The sequence below is a fragment of the Streptomyces sp. NPDC001157 genome (assembly GCF_053598255.1).
On sequence record NZ_JBSFJW010000035.1, the window covers coordinates 38,571 to 58,016 of the forward strand.

Annotated in this window: 20 protein-coding genes; 8 read left to right on the forward strand and 12 right to left on the reverse strand. The window is 70.0% G+C overall.

Features of this window, described 5'->3' with window-relative positions:
- Nucleotides 1-6: 6 nt before the first annotated feature.
- Nucleotides 7-1,050 (reverse strand): glycosyltransferase family 2 protein, encoded by a 1,044-nt coding sequence (locus ACWDAG_RS38705; protein ID WP_450700240.1) that lies wholly within the window; start codon nt 1,048-1,050, stop codon nt 7-9.
- 127 nt (nt 1,051-1,177) lie between these two features.
- Here ACWDAG_RS38705 and ACWDAG_RS38710 point away from each other — a divergent pair, with 127 nt between their 5' ends.
- Both ACWDAG_RS38710 and ACWDAG_RS38715 read left to right on the forward strand, forming a co-directional pair.
- On the forward strand, nt 1,178-2,659 hold the full coding sequence (locus ACWDAG_RS38710) for an LCP family protein (RefSeq protein ID WP_450700241.1): 1,482 nt from the start codon (nt 1,178-1,180) through the stop codon (nt 2,657-2,659).
- 181 nt (nt 2,660-2,840) lie between these two features.
- Nucleotides 2,841-3,203, forward strand: coding sequence for a four-helix bundle copper-binding protein (locus ACWDAG_RS38715; RefSeq protein WP_450700242.1), 363 nt, complete (start codon nt 2,841-2,843; stop codon nt 3,201-3,203).
- Between the two features lie 219 nt (nt 3,204-3,422).
- Here the strand turns inward: ACWDAG_RS38715 and ACWDAG_RS38720 are convergent, their stop codons facing one another.
- Together ACWDAG_RS38720 and ACWDAG_RS38725 are read right to left on the reverse strand one after the other, a co-directional pair.
- Nucleotides 3,423-4,049, reverse strand: coding sequence for an HAD family hydrolase (locus tag ACWDAG_RS38720; RefSeq protein ID WP_450700243.1), 627 nt, complete (start codon nt 4,047-4,049; stop codon nt 3,423-3,425).
- Entirely contained in the window at nt 4,042-5,340 is a 1,299-nt protein-coding gene (locus tag ACWDAG_RS38725) for an LCP family protein (protein ID WP_450700244.1), read from the reverse strand. The genes ACWDAG_RS38720 and ACWDAG_RS38725 overlap by 8 nt, the downstream gene beginning before the upstream one ends.
- Before the next feature lie 92 nt (nt 5,341-5,432).
- Here ACWDAG_RS38725 and ACWDAG_RS38730 point away from each other — a divergent pair, with 92 nt between their 5' ends.
- Nucleotides 5,433-6,026, forward strand: a complete 594-nt coding sequence (locus ACWDAG_RS38730) for an acyl-CoA thioesterase (protein WP_450700245.1) — start codon at nt 5,433-5,435, stop codon at nt 6,024-6,026.
- Between the two features lie 45 nt (nt 6,027-6,071).
- On the opposite strand, the gene ACWDAG_RS38735 is transcribed toward ACWDAG_RS38730, so the two are convergent.
- On the reverse strand, nt 6,072-7,229 hold the full coding sequence (locus ACWDAG_RS38735) for an acyl-CoA dehydrogenase (RefSeq protein WP_099929305.1): 1,158 nt from the start codon (nt 7,227-7,229) through the stop codon (nt 6,072-6,074).
- A gap of 189 nt (nt 7,230-7,418) precedes the next feature.
- On the opposite strand from ACWDAG_RS38735, the gene ACWDAG_RS38740 reads away from it, so the two are divergent.
- Nucleotides 7,419-8,762: a UDP-glucose dehydrogenase family protein gene (locus ACWDAG_RS38740; protein ID WP_450700246.1), complete on the forward strand. Its 1,344-nt coding sequence runs from the start codon at nt 7,419-7,421 to the stop codon at nt 8,760-8,762.
- A 112-nt stretch (nt 8,763-8,874) separates the two neighbouring features.
- Here ACWDAG_RS38740 and ACWDAG_RS38745 read toward each other — a convergent pair whose 3' ends face one another.
- Complete coding sequence (locus ACWDAG_RS38745; RefSeq protein WP_450700247.1) at nt 8,875-9,375, reverse strand: CGNR zinc finger domain-containing protein; 501 nt, start codon at nt 9,373-9,375, stop codon at nt 8,875-8,877.
- An 82-nt stretch (nt 9,376-9,457) separates the two neighbouring features.
- On the opposite strand from ACWDAG_RS38745, the gene ACWDAG_RS38750 reads away from it, so the two are divergent.
- Entirely contained in the window at nt 9,458-9,817 is a 360-nt protein-coding gene (locus tag ACWDAG_RS38750; RefSeq protein WP_099929308.1) for a VOC family protein, read from the forward strand.
- A 14-nt stretch (nt 9,818-9,831) separates the two neighbouring features.
- Nucleotides 9,832-10,221 carry a VOC family protein gene (locus ACWDAG_RS38755; RefSeq protein WP_365837069.1) on the forward strand — a complete coding sequence of 130 codons (390 nt, stop codon included), beginning with the start codon at nt 9,832-9,834 and terminating at the stop codon, nt 10,219-10,221.
- On the opposite strand, the gene ACWDAG_RS38760 is transcribed toward ACWDAG_RS38755, so the two are convergent.
- The 4 genes from ACWDAG_RS38760 to ACWDAG_RS38775 form a co-directional block, all read right to left on the reverse strand.
- Nucleotides 10,208-11,338, reverse strand: coding sequence for a dipeptidase (locus ACWDAG_RS38760; protein ID WP_450700248.1), 1,131 nt, complete (start codon nt 11,336-11,338; stop codon nt 10,208-10,210). The genes ACWDAG_RS38755 and ACWDAG_RS38760 overlap by 14 nt on opposite strands.
- A gap of 145 nt (nt 11,339-11,483) precedes the next feature.
- Nucleotides 11,484-12,671, reverse strand: coding sequence for a dipeptidase (locus ACWDAG_RS38765; RefSeq protein ID WP_450700249.1), 1,188 nt, complete (start codon nt 12,669-12,671; stop codon nt 11,484-11,486).
- Nucleotides 12,668-13,165 (reverse strand): 5-(carboxyamino)imidazole ribonucleotide mutase, encoded by a 498-nt coding sequence (purE, locus tag ACWDAG_RS38770; RefSeq protein WP_450700290.1) that lies wholly within the window; start codon nt 13,163-13,165, stop codon nt 12,668-12,670. The genes ACWDAG_RS38765 and purE overlap by 4 nt, the downstream gene beginning before the upstream one ends.
- A gap of 32 nt (nt 13,166-13,197) precedes the next feature.
- On the reverse strand, nt 13,198-14,337 hold the full coding sequence (locus tag ACWDAG_RS38775) for a 5-(carboxyamino)imidazole ribonucleotide synthase (RefSeq protein WP_450700250.1): 1,140 nt from the start codon (nt 14,335-14,337) through the stop codon (nt 13,198-13,200).
- A 196-nt stretch (nt 14,338-14,533) separates the two neighbouring features.
- On the opposite strand from ACWDAG_RS38775, the gene ACWDAG_RS38780 reads away from it, so the two are divergent.
- Nucleotides 14,534-15,049, forward strand: coding sequence for a GtrA family protein (locus tag ACWDAG_RS38780; RefSeq protein WP_450700251.1), 516 nt, complete (start codon nt 14,534-14,536; stop codon nt 15,047-15,049).
- Between the two features lie 118 nt (nt 15,050-15,167).
- Here ACWDAG_RS38780 and ACWDAG_RS38785 read toward each other — a convergent pair whose 3' ends face one another.
- The gene (locus ACWDAG_RS38785; RefSeq protein WP_450700252.1) at nt 15,168-16,442 is read right to left on the reverse strand and encodes an ATP-binding protein; all 1,275 of its coding nucleotides are present in this window, start codon (nt 16,440-16,442) and stop codon (nt 15,168-15,170) included.
- A gap of 187 nt (nt 16,443-16,629) precedes the next feature.
- Nucleotides 16,630-17,307 (reverse strand): response regulator transcription factor, encoded by a 678-nt coding sequence (locus ACWDAG_RS38790; RefSeq protein ID WP_030941720.1) that lies wholly within the window; start codon nt 17,305-17,307, stop codon nt 16,630-16,632.
- A 301-nt stretch (nt 17,308-17,608) separates the two neighbouring features.
- On the opposite strand from ACWDAG_RS38790, the gene ACWDAG_RS38795 reads away from it, so the two are divergent.
- Entirely contained in the window at nt 17,609-19,108 is a 1,500-nt protein-coding gene (locus tag ACWDAG_RS38795; protein WP_450700253.1) for a peptide MFS transporter, read from the forward strand.
- 80 nt (nt 19,109-19,188) lie between these two features.
- Here the strand turns inward: ACWDAG_RS38795 and ACWDAG_RS38800 are convergent, their stop codons facing one another.
- Entirely contained in the window at nt 19,189-19,380 is a 192-nt protein-coding gene (locus ACWDAG_RS38800) for a hypothetical protein (protein ID WP_450700254.1), read from the reverse strand.
- Nucleotides 19,381-19,446 lie beyond the last annotated feature (66 nt).

Below are 19,446 nucleotides of genomic sequence, written 5' to 3' on the forward strand. Positions count from 1 at the left end.
AGGCTCTCAGTTGGAGGCGAGCACCGCGGGGCGCCGGGAGGCGATGACCTTCTTCGCCAGCGCCTTGGGGCTGGTCAGGAAGCCCCAGCCCCACGACATGTGCATGGTGGCGAGAGCCACCGGGATCTGCAGCCGCGCCTTCAGCGGCAGCCCCTTGCCCGCCGGGACGGATCCCAGGGTTATCGCCGCGAGGTAGCCGCCGGGGATCACGAAGCCCCAGGGCGTCAGCACCGCGCCGACCACGAGGCCCGCCGCGATCGCCACGACCGCCGTCGGCGGCGCGAGATAGCGCAGGTTGATGGAGCCCTCGTGGTAGCGGGCGACGACGTGCCGCCAGCGGCCGTAGTCCTTGTACTGCTTGGCCAGCGCCTTGACCGACGGCCGCGGCCGGTACGACACCTTCAACTCCGGCGAGAACCAGATCAGCCCGCCGGCCTCGCGGATCCGGAAGTTCAGCTCCCAGTCCTGGGCGCGGATGAACTCCTCGTTGTACCCGCCCTGCTGCTCCAGCGCCTCGCGCCGGAACACCCCGAGGTAGACGGTCTCGGCCGCCTGGGCCTCGCCACCGGTGTGGAAGGCGGCGTTGCCGACGCCGATCTTCGAGGTCATGGCGGCGGCGACCGCGTGCTCCCAGTCGTTCTCGCCCTCGGCGTGCATGATGCCGCCGACGTTCTGCGCGCCGGTCTCCTCCAGGAGCCGTACGGCCGTGGCGATGTAGTTCGGCGAGAGCATGCCGTGCCCGTCGACGCGGACGACGATCGGGTGCCGGGAGGCCTTGATCGCGGCGTTGAGGGCGGCGGGCGTACGCCCCGCCGGGTTGGGGACGGTGTACACGCGCTTGTTTTCATTGGACGCAGTTGCGGCCACGAGCTCGGCGGCGATCTCGTCCGTACGGTCCTTGGACGGACCGAGGGCGAGGACGACCTCCATCTCGCCGGCGTACTCCTGCGCGAGGATCGCTTGGACTGCTCCGCGCAGATGCCGCTCCTCGTCGAGGACGGGCATGATCACGGAAACGGCGGGGAGCGGCGCGTCGGGGTTGGCGTTCATCGCCCGCAACGTTACCGCGAACGGGGGACACCTTTGCGCCCCGCCGGGGCGGTGAACCGGGCCACAGATCGTATCGGCCTACGGTGCTCACGGTCCCACGTACGGCCGTCGCCCGGAGGTGTCCGCCTTGCCCACGCAGCCTCGGTCCGCCGCGCCCGCCCCTCCACAGCGCCGCCCCCAGCCCGCGCGCACCCCACCGCCGCGCGGGCCGCGGCCGCCCGTGCCACGGAGGAAGCCGCGTTGGGTGATGCGGGCGGCGACGACCCTGTCCGTGGTCGTCCTCGCCTCCGCCGGGATCGGGCATGCCGTGGTCACCAGCCTGGATGCGGGCATCGCCCGCGTCGACCCGTTCAAGGACATGAAGAACCGCCCCAAGGCCGGTCACGGCATGAACGTCCTGCTGGTCGGCACCGACGGCCGCGACCGGATCAGCGAGGCGGAGCGGCACCGCTACCACCTGGGCGGCGAGCCCTGCCACTGCACCGACACGATGATGATCGTGCACATCTCGGCGGACCGGGAGCGGGCGACCGTGGTGAGCCTGCCGCGCGACTCGTACGCCATGACGCCCGCGCGCACCGACGACAAGACCGGGAAACGGACCCCCGGCCACCCCATCAAGATCAACGCGGCGTACGCGGAGGGCGGCCCGAACCTCACCGTCCGGACCGTCGAGGACATGACCCATGTGAAGATCGACCACTATCTGGAGGTCGACTTCACCAGCTTCATGAAGACGGTGGACGTGCTCGGCGGAGTCTCCGTCTGCACCGCCTTCCCTCTGAAGGACACCTACACCGGACTCGACCTCCCCGCCGGAACGCACGTCCTCAACGGCGGACAGGCCCTGCAGTTCGTGCGCGCCAGGCATCTCGACGCGGACTCCGACCTCGGCCGGATGAAGCGCCAGCAGCGGTTCCTGGCAGCACTCATCGAGCAGGCCACGTCCTCCGGGATCCTGCTGAACCCGATGAAGTTCCGGGACGTGACGCGGGCCGTGCTGGGGTCGGTGCGGGCGGACAAGGGGTTCGGCACCGACGAGCTGCTCGACCTCGGGCGGGCGATGCGCAACTTCTCCCCCACGTCCTCCGAGTTCACGACCGTGCCCATCGGGCAGATGGGGTACGTCGTGCCGGGCATCGGCGAGACCCTGAAATGGGACACGGCCAAGGCCGACCGCCTCTTCCAGTCGCTGCGCGACGACAAGCCGCTGGCCGCGCGCCCCTCCCGCGCCCAGCCGGTGCCGGTCGAGGTGGACCCGCAGCAGATCCACGTCCAGGTCGAGAACGGCACGGCCACGGAGGGACTCGGCAAGCGCGTGGACGCCGCCCTGGCGGCCACGGGCTTCCACACGACCCGGATGCCGGCGGACGCGGCGGACCACACCCAGAAGCGGACGGTCATCGTCTACGACCCGGGGTGGGACCGCTCCGCGAAGGCGCTGGCCACCGCGCTGCCCGGCAGCGAACTACGGGAGGTGCAGGGGCTCGGGCCGACGTTGAAGGTGATCGCGGGGGCGGACTTCAAGCAGGTGCGGAGGGTGCGGGCGGAGGCCGCGGACCAGGGGGAGCCCGGGGTGATGACGGGGGGCCAGGAGATGTGCTCGTGACCCGACTCGTAACCCGAACGGCCCTGCGCCACGACCCGTGACGGAATGTCGGGGTTCGTGCACTGTGCGGCACAAGGGGCGGATTGTTGCAGTCCGCCCGATGGCGCGCGGCTCCCGGCAGGCGTAGGAACAGAAGGGCACGGGGCCCACCCCCGGGCCCCTCTGCCTCTCAGGAGGAGCCATGACCCAGCCCGGAACCATGACCGCCATGAGCAAGGAGATGCAGGACTGCGTCCAGGCGTGCATGTCCTGCCACACCGTCTGCGAGGAGACCATGAGCTCCTGCATGCAGATGGGCGGCCAGGCCCAGATGCAGATCATGCGTGCGCTCATGGACTGCTCCGAGATGACCCGCATGTGCGCGGACATGATGATGCGGCGCTCGCCCATGGCGGCCGAGATGAGCGCGCTGTGTGCCAAGGCGTGCGACATGTGCGCCGAGGCGTGTATGTCCATGCCGGACGACAAGCAGATGATGCGGTGCGCGGAGGCGTGTCGGCGGTGTGCCGAGATGTGTCGTGCGATGTCGGGCGTCGCGATGTGACGAGCGTCTGAGCGAGTATCAAGGGCACCCGCGGCGTGGGTGCCCTTGATCATGTGCGAGCCGGATGTTGCGCGGTGCCCGGCGTTGGTGCGGGCCAGGGGGTGGGTACGCAGCCCGGCGCTGACGGGGTGCCGCCTGCGCCCACCCGTGCCGCCCCAGGCGGCACGCATGCCCGCAGGCTGCGCGGGAGGGGGGCGGCCGCAGGCTGCAGGGGCCGCGTTACGTGAACAGCGGCTGCAACGCCCGTTCCAGGTCTGCTGCTGTGCGGAAGTGCACCGGCTGCATGCCCAGGGCGGCCGCCGCCTCGGCGTTCTCCTCGGTGTCGTCGATGAAGAGGCAGCGTCCGGGGCGGGTGCCGGCCAGGTCGGCCGCCAGGCGGTAGATGCGGGGGTCCGGCTTGGTGAGGCCGACGCGGGCGCTGTTGACGACCTCGTCCGCGAGGTCGGCGAGGCCGAGCGCGGTGAGGTCGTCCTCCAGGCGGACGGTGGCATTGCTGACCAGGACGAGCGGCACCCGGGTGCGGGCGCGGCGCAGCAGCGCGACCACCGTCTCGTCGGCCGAGAAGGGGGACTCCAGCAGGGCCGTGCCCAGGTCCCAGGCCGTGGCTTCCGGGACCAGCCCGGACAGGCTCTCGGCGATCGCCTGCACCCACTCCTGCAGGTCGACCCGGCCCAGCAGCACCGGCAGATCCACCCCGGGCGCGAAGGCGACCTTCGCGGTGGTGCCCTCGGCGAGACCGGCAGCCCGCTCCAGGGCGTGCAGCCCGGAGGGGTCGTAGAACCGGATCACGTTGTCCACATCGCAGAGCACCGCGTCGAACGGTGCTCTGCCGGCCCGCTCAGTCACCCGAGACCGTGACCTTCTGGTCGTTGTTCAGCTCGTCCACCAGCGTCTTGACCTTCGCCTTGTCCCAGACGAGGTTGCCGCCGACGGAGCCGGAGATCGGCATGTTCATCGAGGTGCCGTCACCGCCGCTGACGCCCTTCATCGCCCAGAACATGGACGCCAGGTCCCACAGGCTCATGTCCTTGTCGACGGTGAGCGAGTCCAGGCCCGCGCCCATCGTCGGGTACAGCTTGAAGGGGTTGAGGACGGTGGACGGAGTCGCCACCTGGTGCGCCAGCGCGGAGAGGAACTTCTGCTGGTTCTTGGTGCGCTGCAGGTCGGAGGTGGCGAACGCGTGCCGGGTACGGACGAAGGCCAGGGCCTGCTCGCCGTTCAGCGTCTGCTCGCCCGACTTGAAGTCGGCGCCCGAGTACTTGTCCTTGAAGCCCTTGTCGATGTTGATCGTGACACCGCCGACCGCGTCCACGATGTTCGCGAAGCCGGCGAAGCCGATCTCCACGTAGTGGTCGATGTGCAGGCCCATGTTGGCCTCGACCGTGCGGACGAGCAGCGTCGGCCCGTCCTCCGCGTAGGCGGCGTTCAGCTTGGTCTGCCGGCCCGTGGCCGGGTAGGTCTTGCCGGAGGTCGACCCCTTGTAGGAGGGGATCGTGACGTTCGAGTCGCGGGGCAGCGATATGAGCGTGTCGCCGCTGTCGCCGACGTGCAGGATCATCATCGAGTCGGTCCGCTTGCCCTCCGCGGAACCGGTGTGCAGCTTCTTCTTCTGGTCGGAGGAGAGCCCGGCCCGGCTGTCGGAGCCGACGATCAGGTAGTTGGTGCCGTCGCCCGAGGCCGGCCGGTCGATGACCGTGGACAGGTCGACGTCCCGGTGCAGCTTGCCGTCGGCCCAGAAGTACGTGGCGACCGACGTCACGGCCAGCGCCGTGACCAGGGTGATCGCGGTCCACTTGATACGGCGCCGCCAGTTCGGCCGCGGCCGGTACTCACCCGCGTCACCGGGACCGCCCGGCCCTCCGCCGCCGGGCGAGCCGTAGACCTGGCCGGTGTTGTAGCCGCTGTCGTAGCCGTCGCCGGCGTCGGCGCCGCCGTACCCCTGGCCGTTGACGTACGAGGGCTGCTGGGGCACCCCGCCGCCGTACGGCGGGGCGGACGGGCCGGAGCCCCCGTACGCGCCCGAGGCAGGCCGGCGGACCTGCCGCATCGCGCGGGCACCCTCAGGGTGTGCGCTCGCGCTGCCGCGTCCGTACCGGTTGCGGTTGTCGTCGGACCATGCCTCGGGCCAATCGTTCATGGGGCCCAGTGTGCAGGGAGCAGCCATGCCCTTCACAAGGGTCGTAGGAAAATCAGGGCACTGCTGTTGCGAAGCCAACACAAAGTCCGCAGATGTCGCCTCGGCATAAGGTGGACGCCATGACAGATCAGGCCCCCGCCGCGGAATCAGACACTCCGGATATACCGGAGGTCCCTGGCAAGCCCACCTCGGCGTCCCGGACGACGCTCAGCCACATCATGACCCACAACGACACGAATCTTCTGGGCACGGTGCACGGCGGCGTGATCATGAAGCTGGTGGACGACGCGGCGGGCGCGGTGGCCGGCCGGCACAGCGGCGGCCCCGCGGTCACGGCGTCGATGGACGAGATGGCGTTCCTGGAGCCGGTCCGCGTGGGTGACCTCGTCCATGTCAAGGCACAGGTCAACTGGACCGGCCGGACGTCGATGGAGGTCGGGGTCCGCGTCCTGGCCGAGCGCTGGAACGAGTCGACCCCGCCCACCCAGGTCGGCTCCGCCTATCTGGTCTTCGCCGCGGTGGACGCCGACGGCAAACCCCGCCGGGTGCCGCCGGTGCTGCCGGAGACGGAGAAGGACCGGCGCCGCTACCAGGAGGCCCAGATCCGCCGCACCCATCGGCTGGCGCGGCGGCGGGCGATCGTGGAGCTGCGGGAGAAGCGGGCGGCGGAGGGGCTGGACGACTGAAGGGCGCCCACCGGGGACGCCCTTCACCGCACAGCAGACCGGCCGTTACGGCAGGTTCCGCGCCATCACGATGCGCTGGACCTGGTTGGTGCCCTCGTAGATCTGGGTGATCTTCGCGTCGCGCATCATGCGCTCCACCGGGTAGTCACGGGTGTAGCCGTAACCACCGAGCAGCTGCACCGCGTCCGTGGTGACCTCCATGGCGACGTCCGACGCGAAGCACTTGGCGGCGGCACCCTGGAAGGTCAGGTCCTTGTCGCCGCGCTCCGAGGCCGCCGCGGCCTGGTACGTGAGGGCGCGGGCGGCGGAGACCTTCATGGCCATGTCGGCCAGCATGAACTGGATGCCCTGGAAGTCGGCGATCGGCTTGCCGAACTGCTTGCGCTCCTGGACGTAGCCCTTGGCGTAGTCGAGGGCGCCCTGGGCGACACCCAGCGCCTGCGCGGCGATCGTGATGCGGGTGTGGTCGAGCGTCTTCATCGCCGTGGCGAAGCCGGTGCCCTCCTCGCCGATCATGCGGTCGGCGGGGATGCGGACGTTGTCGAGGTAGACCTCGCGGGTCGGGGAGCCCTTGATGCCGAGCTTCTTCTCCGGGGCGCCGAAGGAGACGCCCTCGTCCGACTTCTCGACGACGAAGGCCGATATGCCCTTCGAGCGCTTCGAGGGGTCCGTCACCGCCATCACCGTGTAGTACTCGGAGACGCCGGCGTTGGTGATCCAGCGCTTCACGCCGTTGAGCACGTAGTGGTCGCCGTCGCGGACCGCCTTGGTCTTCATGCCGGCCGCGTCGGAGCCCGCGTCCGGCTCGGAGAGGCAGTACGAGAACATCGCGTCGCCCTTGGCGAGCGGGCCCATGTACTTCTTCTTCAGCTCCTCGGAGCCGGAGAGGATCACCGGCAGGGAGCCCAGTTTGTTCACGGCGGGGATCAGGGAGGAGGAGACGCAGACGCGCGCCACCTCCTCGATCACGATGACCGTCGCCAGCGCGTCGGCGCCCGCGCCGCCGTACTCCTCGGGGACGTGCACCGCGTGCAGGTCGTTCGCGACCAGGGCCTCCAGGGCCTCCTGCGGGAAGCGGGCCTCCTCGTCCACGACGGCGGCGTACGGCGCGATCTTCGCCTCGGCCAGTGAACGGATCGCGTCACGGAGCATGTCGTGCTCCTCGGACGGGCGGTACAGGTCGAAGTCAGCCGATCCGGCCAAGGTTTCTCACGCTCCAAGGACGCTTCTGACGCACTGTGGCGATGGCGCTAATTACCGTTAAGTAACTCAAATTTTAGGGGGCGGCCCACGGGAGTGATACGTGAGCTTGGCGACAGCGGGAAAAGTGCCCGGGGAACAGCCCGACTATGCTCGGCTCGGCACCAACCACGTCCCTCTTCTGGAGCACCCATGGCCCTCAGGATCACCGTGATCGGCACCGGCTATCTCGGCGCGACACACGCCGCCGCGATGGCCGAGCTGGGCTTCGAGGTGCTCGCCCTGGACGTCGTACCGGAGAAGATCGAGAAGCTGGCGCGGGGCGAGGCCCCGATGTTCGAGCCCGGCCTCGACGAGCTGCTCCGCAAGCACGTCGCCGGGATCGAGGGATCCACCGGGCGGCTCCGCGTCACGATGGACTGGGCCGAGGTGGGGGCCTTCGGCGACGTCCACTTCCTGTGCATCAACACCCCGCAGAAGCACGGCGAGTACGCCTGCGACATGTCGTACGTCGACTCCGCCTTCGCCTCGCTCGCCCCGCATCTGACCGGGCCCGCACTGGTCGTCGGCAAGTCGACGGTGCCGGTCGGGTCCGCCGACCGGCTGGCCCGCTTCCTCGTCGAGAACTCCCCGGCCGGCGAGGACGCCGAGCTGGCCTGGAACCCCGAGTTCCTGCGCGAGGGGTTCGCCGTCGACGACACCCTGCACCCCGACCGGATCGTGGTCGGCGTGCGCAGCGAGCGGGCGGAGAAGCTGCTGCGGGAGGTGTACGCGACGCCGCTGTCCGAGGGGACGCCGTTCGTCGTCACCGACTTCCCGACCGCCGAGCTGGTGAAGACGTCCGCCAACTCCTTCCTCGCGACCAAGATCTCCTTCATCAACGCGATGGCCGAGATGTGCGAGGCCTCCGGCGGCGATGTCACGAAGCTGGCCGAGGCCATCGGGTACGACGACCGGATCGGCAAGAAGTTCCTGCGGGCGGGGATCGGGTTCGGCGGCGGCTGTCTGCCCAAGGACATCCGGGCGTTCATGGCGCGCGCCGGTGAGCTCGGCGCCGACCAGGCGCTGACCTTCCTGCGCGAGATCGACTCGATCAACATGCGGCAGCGCGGGCAGATGGTGGAGCTGGCGCGGCAGGTGCTCGGGGGCGGGCCCTTCCTGGGCAAGCGGGTCGCGGTGCTCGGCGCCACGTTCAAGCCGGACTCGGACGACGTACGCGACTCCCCCGCCCTGAATGTCGCGGGCCAGATCCACCTCCAGGGCGGCCAGGTCACCGTGTACGACCCGAAGGGCATGGACAACGCCCGCAAGGTCTTCCCGACGCTCGGCTACGCCGACACGGCGATCGAGGCCGTACGGGGCGCCCACGTCGTCCTGCACCTGACCGAGTGGCGGGAGTTCCGCGAGCTGGACCCGGCGGCGTTGGGCGAGGTCGCGGCGGACCGGGTGATCCTGGACGGGCGCAACGCCCTCGACCCGGAGCTGTGGCGCAAGGCGGGCTGGACGTACCGGGCCATGGGACGCCCCACCGCGTAGCCACCGGACTCCGGCTCACAGACGTGAACGACGCCGGTTCGGCCGAGGCTCAGTCGGCCGAACCGGCGTCTTGTTGCATTCTGCACCACCGGCCCACGGCGCTGCCGGGGAACTACTTCGCCCGGTACCGGCGCATTTTCGCGCGCGCCCCGCACACCTGCATGGAACACCAGCGGCCGCGGCCGGCCGGACTGCGGTCGTAGTACGCCCAGTGGCAGGTGACCGACTCGCAGGCCTTCAGACGCAGCCAGGTGCCGGCCACGAGCGATTCGGCGACGGCGACGGCGACACGGGAGAGCAGGGACTCCGCGTCGGCGGACGCGAGGGCCGCCGAGCCGTCCGCGGCATCGACGGTCAGGCGCAGGGGCGCGGAGGCCAGCAGCTCGCTCAGGGGTGTCACCGTGCGGTGCGGCGGATGTCCGGCGTGGGCGAGCAGCACCGCGCGCAGTGACTCGCGCAGCTCACGCGCGTCCGCCACCTCGCCCTCCGAGAGCCCGAACCGCGCCCGGCCGTCCGCCGTGTCCAGCGCGTCGGCGCCGGACTCGATGTCCAGCGTGTTCACCAGGGACTCGACGAGAACCAGGCTGCCCGGCGCGGCCGATCTCTCACTCATGCTTGCGACGTTACCTCCAATGAGGCAGCATGCAGTAACCGTTACTGCATGACCGCATCTACAGGTAACGCAGGAGGAAGTCATGGCTCTCGCCGAACTGGGCGCCGTCGTCCTGGACTGTCCCGACCCGAGCGCGCTGGCCGGGTTCTACGCCGAGGTGCTGGGCGGCACCGTCGAGGCGCAGGACGGCTGGGCGGACCTCACCACCCCCGACGGCCGGGCGCTGGCCTTCCAGGCCTCCCCCGGCTTCGTCGCCCCCGAGTGGCCGGCGCCCGACCACTCCCAGCAGTTCCACCTGGACCTGACCGTCGACGACCTGGACGCGGCCGAGGCGGGTGTGCTGGCGCTCGGTGCCAAGCCGCTGGACGCCGACGACCGCTCGCGCACCTGGCGGGTTTACGCCGACCCGGCCGGGCACCCGTTCTGTCTCTGCGCCTGCTGAACCGGGAGGACACCATGCCAGTGGCCCGCTTCCGCTCCGTCGTCCTCGACTGCCCCGACCCGCGCGCCCTCGCCCGCTTCTACGCGGGCGTCGCGGGCGGTACCCCCGAGGAGGAGGACCCCGACTGGGTCGTCCTGCACATCCCGGGCGGGCCCCGGCTCGCCTTCCAGCGGGCTCAGGGCCTCACCCCGCCCGAGTGGCCGCGCGCGGACCGCAACTCCCAGCAGTTCCACCTCGACTTCGACGCGGGGTCGACCTGGGAGGAGATCGACGCGGCGCACGAGAAGGTGCTGGCGCTCGGGGCGCGGCCGCTGGACCTGGAGGACCGCGAGAAGAAGGACTTCCAGGTGTACGCCGACCCCGCCGGGCACCCGTTCTGCCTGTGCCGGATCAGCGAGCCGTAGACCGCCCGTCGAGTTCCGCGATGGTCGCCGTCGAGGGCTCCCGGCGCTCCTGGAGCGCGCGGGCCGTGAAGTCGGCGGTACGCAGGACGCGCTGGACGTTTCCCCAGGTCAGCAGCGCGATATCGGGCTCGGGCCAGCCGCGGTTCAGGAGTTCGGCGATGAGGTGCGGGTAGCAGGAGGCGTCGTCCAGGTCCTGGGGGTGGGCGGTGCCGGCGTCGTAGGTCCCGGACAGGCCGACGCAGTCCGGGCCCGCCACCTCACGCACATGGTCGAGGTGGTCGGCGACGTCCTGGACGGACGAGCCCGTCTGTTCCGGCGTCAGCGGCACCATGCACAGCCCCTTGGCGGCACCGAGCCGGGTGAGCAGGTCGTCGGAGAGGTTGGCCGGGTGGGGGCGCAGGGTGGCGGCGGCGGAGCGGGTGAACAGGACCGGCGCCCTGGAGATCGCCAGGGTGCGGCGGACGGTGTCGTCGGAGGCACCGGAGAGGTCGGCGAGCACACCGAGCCGGTTCATCTCCCGCAGGACCTCCTCACCGAACCGGGTGAGCCCGGCCTCGCTCGCCCAGGACACCCCGGACAGGGTGAGGACGCGCAGGCCGAGGGTGTACAGGGCGCGCAGGATGCCGAGGGAGTCGCCGAGCGCGGCGGCCTCGGCGGGGCCGAGCAGCACGGCGATACGGCCGCAGTGATGGGCGTCGGTGGCCTGCCCGGCGGTGCAGACGAGGCGCAGCCCCCCGGGATGGGCCCGCGCCACGGTGTTCACGAGGTCCAGCTGCTCCAGGGTCTCCGCGACGATCCGGTCCTCGTCGACGCCCTCGGGGAGGTGCAGCGACCCGAACAGCATGCCGACGTGCCCCTCCTGCAGCCGCGGCACGTCGGTGTCGACGTCGCTCTCGCCGAGCTCCAGGTCGTACCAGGACAGATGTCTGAGGGCCCAGGGGAGCCCGTTGTAGCCGTCGGCGACGGGATGGACGGCCAGGATGGCGTGGGCGCGCTCCACGGGGGCGGCGCCCGGATCGGAGACGGGCTGGTACGGCCCGGCCGGCAAGGGGTCGGGCAGGCCGATGCCGTCAAGCTCCCCGATGGTGTGCAGGTCGTCGTCCTGGAGGTCTGCCATGGCGGGCTCCGTACGTCGTGAATCGTCCCCAAGGGGTACGGTCACCGTCGCACGGGGGCGCGGGGCGCTTCCTGGTGAACGGGGCGTTCGGGGGTACCGGAGCCGAGCAGCGGTGCCGGATCCCGAAACGCCCCGCCGTGGGCGGTCAGCCGTCCAGGGACTCGATCGTCGCGTTGGACGCCGGGCGGGTCGCCTGTAGCTCGCGGGCCACGTCCTCCGCCGCGCCCAGTACCCGTACCGAGTTCTGCCAGGTCAGCTTGGCCAGGTCGGGCTTCGACCAGCCTCGGTCCAGGAGTTCGGCGATCAGGTTCGGGTAGCCCGAGACGTCGCCGAGGCCGTCCGGGGTGAAGGCGGTGCCGTCGTAGTCGCCGCCGATGCCGAGGTGGTCGATGCCGGCGACCTCACGCATGTGGTCCAGGTGGTCGGCGACCGTCGAGACCGTGGCGACCGGGCGCGGGTTGCGCTCCTCGAAGGCGCGGTGGAGCTTCATCGCCTCGGGGGTCGTGTCGAGATGATGGAAGCCGTGCGAACGCAGGTTCTCGTCCGCCGCGGCCGTCCAGTCCACGGCCGCCTGGAGCACGAACTTGGGCACGAACGTCACCATCGCCACACCGCCGTTCCCGGGCAGGCGCTCCAGCACGTCGTCCGGGATGTTGCGGGGGTGGTCGCAGACGGCCCGGGAGGAGGAGTGGGAGAAGATCACCGGCGCGGAGGTGGCGTCCAGCGCGTCGCGCATGGTCGTCGCCGCCACGTGCGAGAGGTCGACCAGCATGCCGAGGCGGTTCATCTCCCGCACCACCTCGCGGCCGAAGGCCGACAGGCCGCCGACGTTCGGCTCGTCGGTCGCCGAGTCCGCCCACGGAATGTTGTCGTTGTGGGTGAGCGTCATGTAGCGGACGCCCAGCCCGTACAGACCGCGCAGCGTGCCGAGCGAACAGGCGATGGAGTGCCCGCCCTCCGCACCCATGAGGGAGGCGATACGGCCCTCACCGCGCGCCGACTCCATGTCCGCGGCCGTCAGCGCGGGCGCCAGATCCGCCGGGTAGCGCGCCAGCAACTGCCGTACGCAGTCGATCTGTTCGAGCGTCGCGGGCACCGCGTCCGGCAGATCGGAGGGGACGTACACCGACCAGTACTGCGCACCGACGCCGCCCTCGCGCAGGCGCGGGAGGTCGGTGTGCAGAAGGGCGTTCTGGTGTACGGCGATGTCGCGGGCGTCGAGGTCGTAGCGGACCTGCTTGCGCAGCGCCCAGGGCAGGTCGTTGTGGCCGTCGACGACCGGGAACTCGCGCAGGAGTTCGCGGGCCGCCTCCAGCGGTCCCACGGCCGTCACTTGCCGAAGCCGAAGCCGTTGGAGCCCTCGACCTTGGACCTGAGGCGCTTGCCCTTCTCGGTGGCCTGGTCGTTCAGCTCCTGCTGGAACTCCCGCATGCGGCCGAGGAGTTCGTCGTCCTGCGTGGCCAGGATGCGGGCCGCGAGCAGACCCGCGTTGCGGGCACCGGCCACGGACACGGTCGCGACGGGCACGCCGGCCGGCATCTGCACGATCGACAGCAGGGAGTCCATGCCGTCGAGGTACTTCAGCGGCACCGGGACGCCGATGACCGGCAGCGGGGTGACGGAGGCGAGCATCCCGGGGAGGTGGGCGGCGCCCCCGGCGCCCGCGATGATCACCTTGAGTCCCCGCTCGGCGACCTGCTCGCCGTACGCGATCATCTCGCGCGGCATGCGGTGCGCGGAGACGACGTCGACCTCGTAGTCGATCTCGAACTCGTCGAGAGCCTGGGCGGCGGCCTCCATGACGGGCCAGTCGGAGTCGGAGCCCATGACGATGCCCACGACCGGGCCGGCAGCAGTACTCATTCCGTGATCGTGCCTCTCAGGTAACCGGCTGCGTGACGTGCGCGCTCGATGACGTCGTCCAGGTCGTCGCCGTAGGTGTTGACGTGGCCCACCTTTCGGCCGGGCTTCACGTCCTTGCCGTACATGTGGATCTTCAGCTTGGGGTCGCGGGCCATGCAGTGCAGATACGCGGAGTACATGTCCGGGTAGTCGCCGCCGAGCACGTTGACCATGACGGTCCACTTGGCGCGCGGGCGCGGGTCGCCGAGCGGGAGGTCCAGGACCGCGCGGACGTGGTTGGCGAATTGCGAGGTGATCGCGCCGTCCTGGGTCCAGTGGCCGGAGTTGTGCGGGCGCATCGCGAGCTCGTTGACGAGGATGCGGCCGTCGCGGGTCTGGAACAGCTCGACGGCGAGGTGGCCGACGACGTCCAGTTCCTTGGCGATGCGCAGCGCCATCTCCTCCGCCTGCAGGGCGAGGCTCTCGTCCAGGTCGGGGGCGGGCGCGATCACGGTGTCGCAGACGCCGTTCACCTGCTGGGACTCGACGACCGGGTACGCGACCGCCTGGCCGTGCGGGGAGCGCACGACGTTCGCCGCCAGCTCCCGTACGTAGTCGACCTTCTCCTCGGCGAGGACCGGGACGCCCGCGCGGAACGGGTCCTCCGCCTCCGTCACGTCGTCGACGACCCACACACCCTTGCCGTCGTAACCGCCGCGGACCGTCTTGAGGACGACCGGGAAGCCGTCCCCTTCCGCCGCGAAGGCGGCCACGTCCGCCGGATCGGTCACGATCCGGTGCCGCGGGCACGGCACACCGATCGCATCAAGCCGCGCGCGCATCACGCCCTTGTCCTGGGCGTGCACGAGCGCGTCGGGGCCCGGGCGCACGGGGATGCCGTCCGCCTCCAGCGCCCTGAGGTGCTCGGTGGGTACGTGTTCGTGATCGAAAGTGATCACATCGCAGCCCCTCGCGAACTCACGCAGCGTGTCGAGGTCGCGATAGTCGCCGATGACGACATCGCTGACGACCTGCGCCGCGGAATCCTGAGGGGTGTCACTGAGGAGCTTGAACCTGATGCCCAGCGGGATGCCTGCCTCGTGTGTCATACGAGCGAGCTGGCCCCCGCCGACCATGCCGACTACCGGGAACGTCACGCCCCTAGGGTATCGGCCGCGCCACGCCCACCGGTTTCCGGCCGTTTCCGGGGCCTCTTACCTCTGCCTTTCCGGACTTTTCCGGTCCTCTTCCCGACCTCTGTCCCACCTGTGAACACAACCACAGGCGTTTGAGAAGGGGGGTGGTTAGCATGGCTGAGTTGACGAAACCGACCGAATGGGGGCCTGCACGGCCATGGGACATGGTTCCGCCGGGCTGCGAAGGCTCGCACACGAGGTTGCCAAGTTCGGTGCGGTGGGTGCCCTGGGCACCGTCGTGAACTTCGGAGTCTCCAATCTGCTCTGGCACCTCACGAGCCTGCAGGCCGTACGCGCCAACGTGATCGCGACCGTCGTCGCGATCGGCGTCAACTACCTGGGGTTCCGCTACTTCACCTACCGTGACCGCGACAAGAGCGCCCGGACCAAGGAGCTCTCGCTCTTCCTGGCCTTCAGCGCGGTCGGCCTGGTGATCGAGAACGGCATCCTGTACGCGGCCATCTACGGCTTCGGCTGGGAGAGCTCGCTGGAGCGCAACATCTTCAAGGTCGTCGGCATCGGCATCGGCACACTGTTCCGGTTCTGGTCGTACCGCACCTGGGTGTTCAAGGCCCTGCCCGCCCACGAGGCCGTGGCAAGCGCAGAATCGATCCTGGAAGAGGCCGAGGCGGCCGAGGCGGAACGCCCGAAGCGCAAGGCCCACGTGAGCTGAAGCACCCCAGAGGGGCGCTGGGCTGTATCGGATCTGCGGCTCCGCCGCGCGGGCGCGACCAGCCACGGTGGAGCCGCAGACAACCGACGCCCCATCGCGGCACTCCCTGGCGGAGCGCCTAGCGGACCATCGGCTCCTCGTCCTCCGCCGGCGGCCGCTTCAGCGGCGTACGCGACAGGAACAGGCCGAACACCGGCGGCTGGGTCTGCAGCATCTCCAGACGCCCGCCGTCCGCCTCCGCCAGGTCCCGCGCCACCGCCAGCCCGATGCCCGTGGAGTTCCGTCCGCTGATCGTGCGTTCGAAGATCCGCGCACCGAGGTCCGCGGGTACGCCCGGACCCTCGTCGGTGACCTCCACGACCGCCTGGTTGCCGGTCACCCGGGTCCGCAGCGCCACCGTGCCCCCGCCGTGCATCAGCGAGTTCTCGATCAGCGCCGCCAGCACCTGCGCGACCGCGCCCGGTGTGCCGACCGCCTGCAGATGCCGCTTGCCGGAGCTCACGATCGCCCGCCCGGCCTGGCGGTAGGCGGGCCGCCACTCGGCGAGCTGCTGCTGGATGACCTCGTCGAGGTCGAAGGGGACGGCACTGCCGGTGCGGGGGTCACGGGCGTTGGTCAGCAGCCGCTCCACGACGTCCGTGAGCCGCTCGACCTGGGTGAGGGCGACGTTGGCCTCCTCCTTCACCGTGTCCGGGTCGTCGGTGAGAGTGATCTCCTCGAGCCGCATCGACAGCGCGGTCAGCGGCGTACGCAGCTGATGGGAGGCGTCGGCCGCCAGGCGCCGCTCGGCGGTGAGCATGCGGCCGATGCGCTCGGCGGAGGAGTCGAGGACGTCCGCCACCCGGTCCAGCTCGGGAACGCCGTAGCGCTTGTGGCGGGGCCGCGGGTCGCCGGAACCCAGCCGCTCGGCGGTCTCCGCGAGGTCGGTGAGCGGGGATGCGAGCCGGTTGGCTTGCCGGATCGCCAACAGTACGGCGGCCACCACGGCGAGCAGCGCGACCAGCCCGATGATCAGCAGCGTGCGGCCGACCTCCCGGCTCACGGTCGAACGCGGCTCCTCGACGACGACCCGCTCGCCCTCCTCGCCCGTGGCCCGCCCGCGGATGACCTCACCCTCGGGCTTGCTCCCGACCTCGATGGCGGACTGCCCAGGGATCTGGATCACGGCGTACCGCTCCCCCGTGACCTGCCCCTTCAGCACCTCCGCGCTGACGGTTCCCGCCCCGATGAGTCGGCTGTCCACAATGCTGGCCAGCCGCTGCGCCTCGGAGCTCACCCGTTCCTGGGCGCTGTTGCTGATGGTCCGCGTCTCGACGATGACAAGAGACACACCGAAGACGGCGATGACCACGAGCACGACGGCAAGAGTGGACTGAATAAGACGACGACGCACGGGGCCCTCCGGGCAGCGGTTCTACGACGACCAGTGTGCCAAGGGCGCCTCGGAACGCCGGGTACGGACAGCGCCCTGAAGGGGCGCGGGGCTGTGTCGACTTGCGGCTCCGCCGCGTGGGCGCGACCAGCCACATACGGTCGGCAGCCGCGAACCCTCAACCCCACGGCGCAACGCGCGTAGCCGACTAACTCTTCTCGAACCGGAAACCCACACCCCGCACGGTGGCGATGTACCGCGGGTTTGCCGCATCGTCGCCCAACTTCTTACGCAGCCACGAGATGTGCATGTCGAGGGTCTTGGTCGAGGACCACCAGGTGGTGTCCCATACCTCGCGCATCAACTGGTCCCGGGTGACAACCCGCCCCGCGTCCCGCACCAGCACCCGCAGCAGGTCGAACTCCTTGGCGGTGAGCTGGAGTTCCTCGTCCCCCATCCACGCCCGGTGCGATTCGACGTCGATCCGCACGCCGTGCGTGGCGGGCGGTTGCGCCGGCTCGGCCGCACCGCGCCGCAGCAGGGCCCGGACACGGGCGAGCAGTTCGGCGAGCCGGAAGGGCTTGGTGACGTAGTCGTCGGCACCGGCGTCGAGACCGACGACGGTGTCCACCTCGTCGGCACGCGCGGTCAGGATGAGGATCGGCACGGTGTGGCCTTCGGCGCGCAGCCGGCGGGCGACCTCGAGGCCGTCCATGCCGGGCAGACCGAGGTCCAGCACGACCAGGTCGATGCCGCCGGCGTTTCCGGCGTCGAGCGCGGTGGGTCCGTCCTCGCGCACCTCGACCTCGTAACCTTCCCGGCGCAGGGCACGGGCCAGCGGCTCCGAGATGGACGCGTCGTCCTCGGCGAGCAGTACACGGGTCATGAGGTGATGGTAGTCCGCTCTTGACAGGTGCTGTGGTGTGATCGGCACGCGTGATTCTTACCTTTGGGCGCCGCGGAGCGAACCTGTGTCTGTGCGGTGTGATCACCGAAGAGACCTTGGAAAAGGTGTGTATGGTTCCACCTCCACCTGTGATCCCTGTCTCAAGTCCTTCCATATCCGGCAGTGTCCTGCCGTATGGTGAAACAACGCCTGTAGCACTGCGGGGACCTTTGGCAACTATTTGACGCCGAAGGTCTCTTTTGTGTGCGGTAAACCCCCACCAGCACAGCAAGGAACGACCATGGCGTCCAGCCTGACGAAGGACTCGGTCCGCCCGGACACCCCCGGCTCCGAGAAGACCTTCTTCGGCCACCCCCGCGGACTGGCCACTCTCTTCATGACCGAGATGTGGGAGCGGTTCAGCTTCTACGGCATGAGGGCTCTGCTCGTCCTGTACCTGGTCGCTCCGGCGTCCAAGGGCGGGCTCGCATTCGCAGCCGCCACCGGCGCGGCGATCTACTCGGTGTACAACGCCACCGTCTATCTGCTGGCCATGCCCGGCGGCTGGATCGGTGACCGCCTGTGGGGTCCACGCAAGACCGTGGCGATCGCAGGCACGATCATCATGATCGGCCACTTCCTGCTCGCAGTGCCGGTCAAGGCGTCCTTCTTCGTCGGCCTCGTCTTCATCGCCGTCGGCTCGGGTCTGTTGAAGGCCAACATCTCCACGATGGTCGGCCACCTCTACCCGAACCGCAACGACGCCCGCCGCGACGGCGCCTTCACCGTCTTCTACATGGGCATCAACCTGGGCGCCTTCGTCGCCCCGCTGCTCATCGGCTGGGTCGCCGACGTCACCAACTGGCACTTCGGCTTCGCGCTCGCGGGTGTGGGCATGGCGCTGGGCCTGACCCAGTACCTGCTCGGCACGCGCCACCTGAGCCCGATCAGCAATCAGGTGCCGCGGCCGGTGGACGCCGCCGAGAAGGCCGCCCTGCTGAAGAAGGCGGGCTTGTGGGCCGCGGCCGCCGCGGTCTTCTACGGCATCGTGGCCGCCACCGGCTCGTTCACGATCGACTGGGTCCTGTGGCCGCTGTCCCTTCTGGGTCTGGCGCTGCCCGCTTTCTTCTTCACCCGCATGCGCCGGGACAAGGAACTGACGGCGGACGAGAAGTCCAAGATCTCTGGTTTCGTGTGGTTCTTCGTCGTCGCCGCGGTCTTCTGGATGATCTACGACCAGTCGGGCTCGACCCTGAACCTGTTCGCCACCGACCACACCTCGAACAAGATGTGGGGCTTCCACTTCCCGGGCAGCTGGTTCCAGGCACTGAACCCGCTCTTCGTCATGGCGCTCGCGCCGGTGATCGCGGCCCTGTGGATCAAGCTGGGCCGGCGCAACCCGAGCACCACGGTGAAGTTCGCCCTCGGTCTCATTGGCATCGGTGTCTCCTTCGGCGTGATGATGCTGGCCATGGGGGCTGCCGGCGACGCCAAGGTCACCCCGCTGTGGCTGTGCTCCGTGTACCTGATCCAGACGGTGGCCGAGCTGTGCCTGTCCCCGGTCGGCCTGTCGGTCACCACCAAGCTGGCGCCTCAGAAGTACGCGAGCCAGATGATGGGTCTGTTCTTCCTCGCGGTCACCGCCGGCGACTGCCTGGCCGCGCTGACCCAGCTCGTCGTCGGGGACGCGTTCTTGTCGACGACGTCCTTCGAGGTCCAGGGCGTGATCGCCGTCCTCGGCGGCCTGGGCTTCGTCGCCTACCGCAAGAAGGTCATCAAGCTCATGGGCGACGTGCACTGATCCGAGGGCCTCGGCCCACACATGCGGGAGGGGCGGTCCGGGTCTTCCCGGACCGCCCCTCCCGTGCGCTCACCGACGGCTCAGCCGCACTTCACGCCCCACAGCGAAGCGATGGCGCAGCCGAGGGCGTAGCCGCCCTCACCGCTCTGCCACTTGCCCGGCGAGTGCTCGCCGAAGCCGCCGCCGGCCGCGCTGGCCGAGCCCGCGCTGCCGAGGGCAATGGCACCCGCCAGCGCCATAACTGCGAGAGCCCCCGTGAACTTCTTGCGCATGATTCTCCCCATGTGAACGGCTGCCCCCTGATCGCCTCTGGTCAGGAGGTCATGGGAGGACAGCCG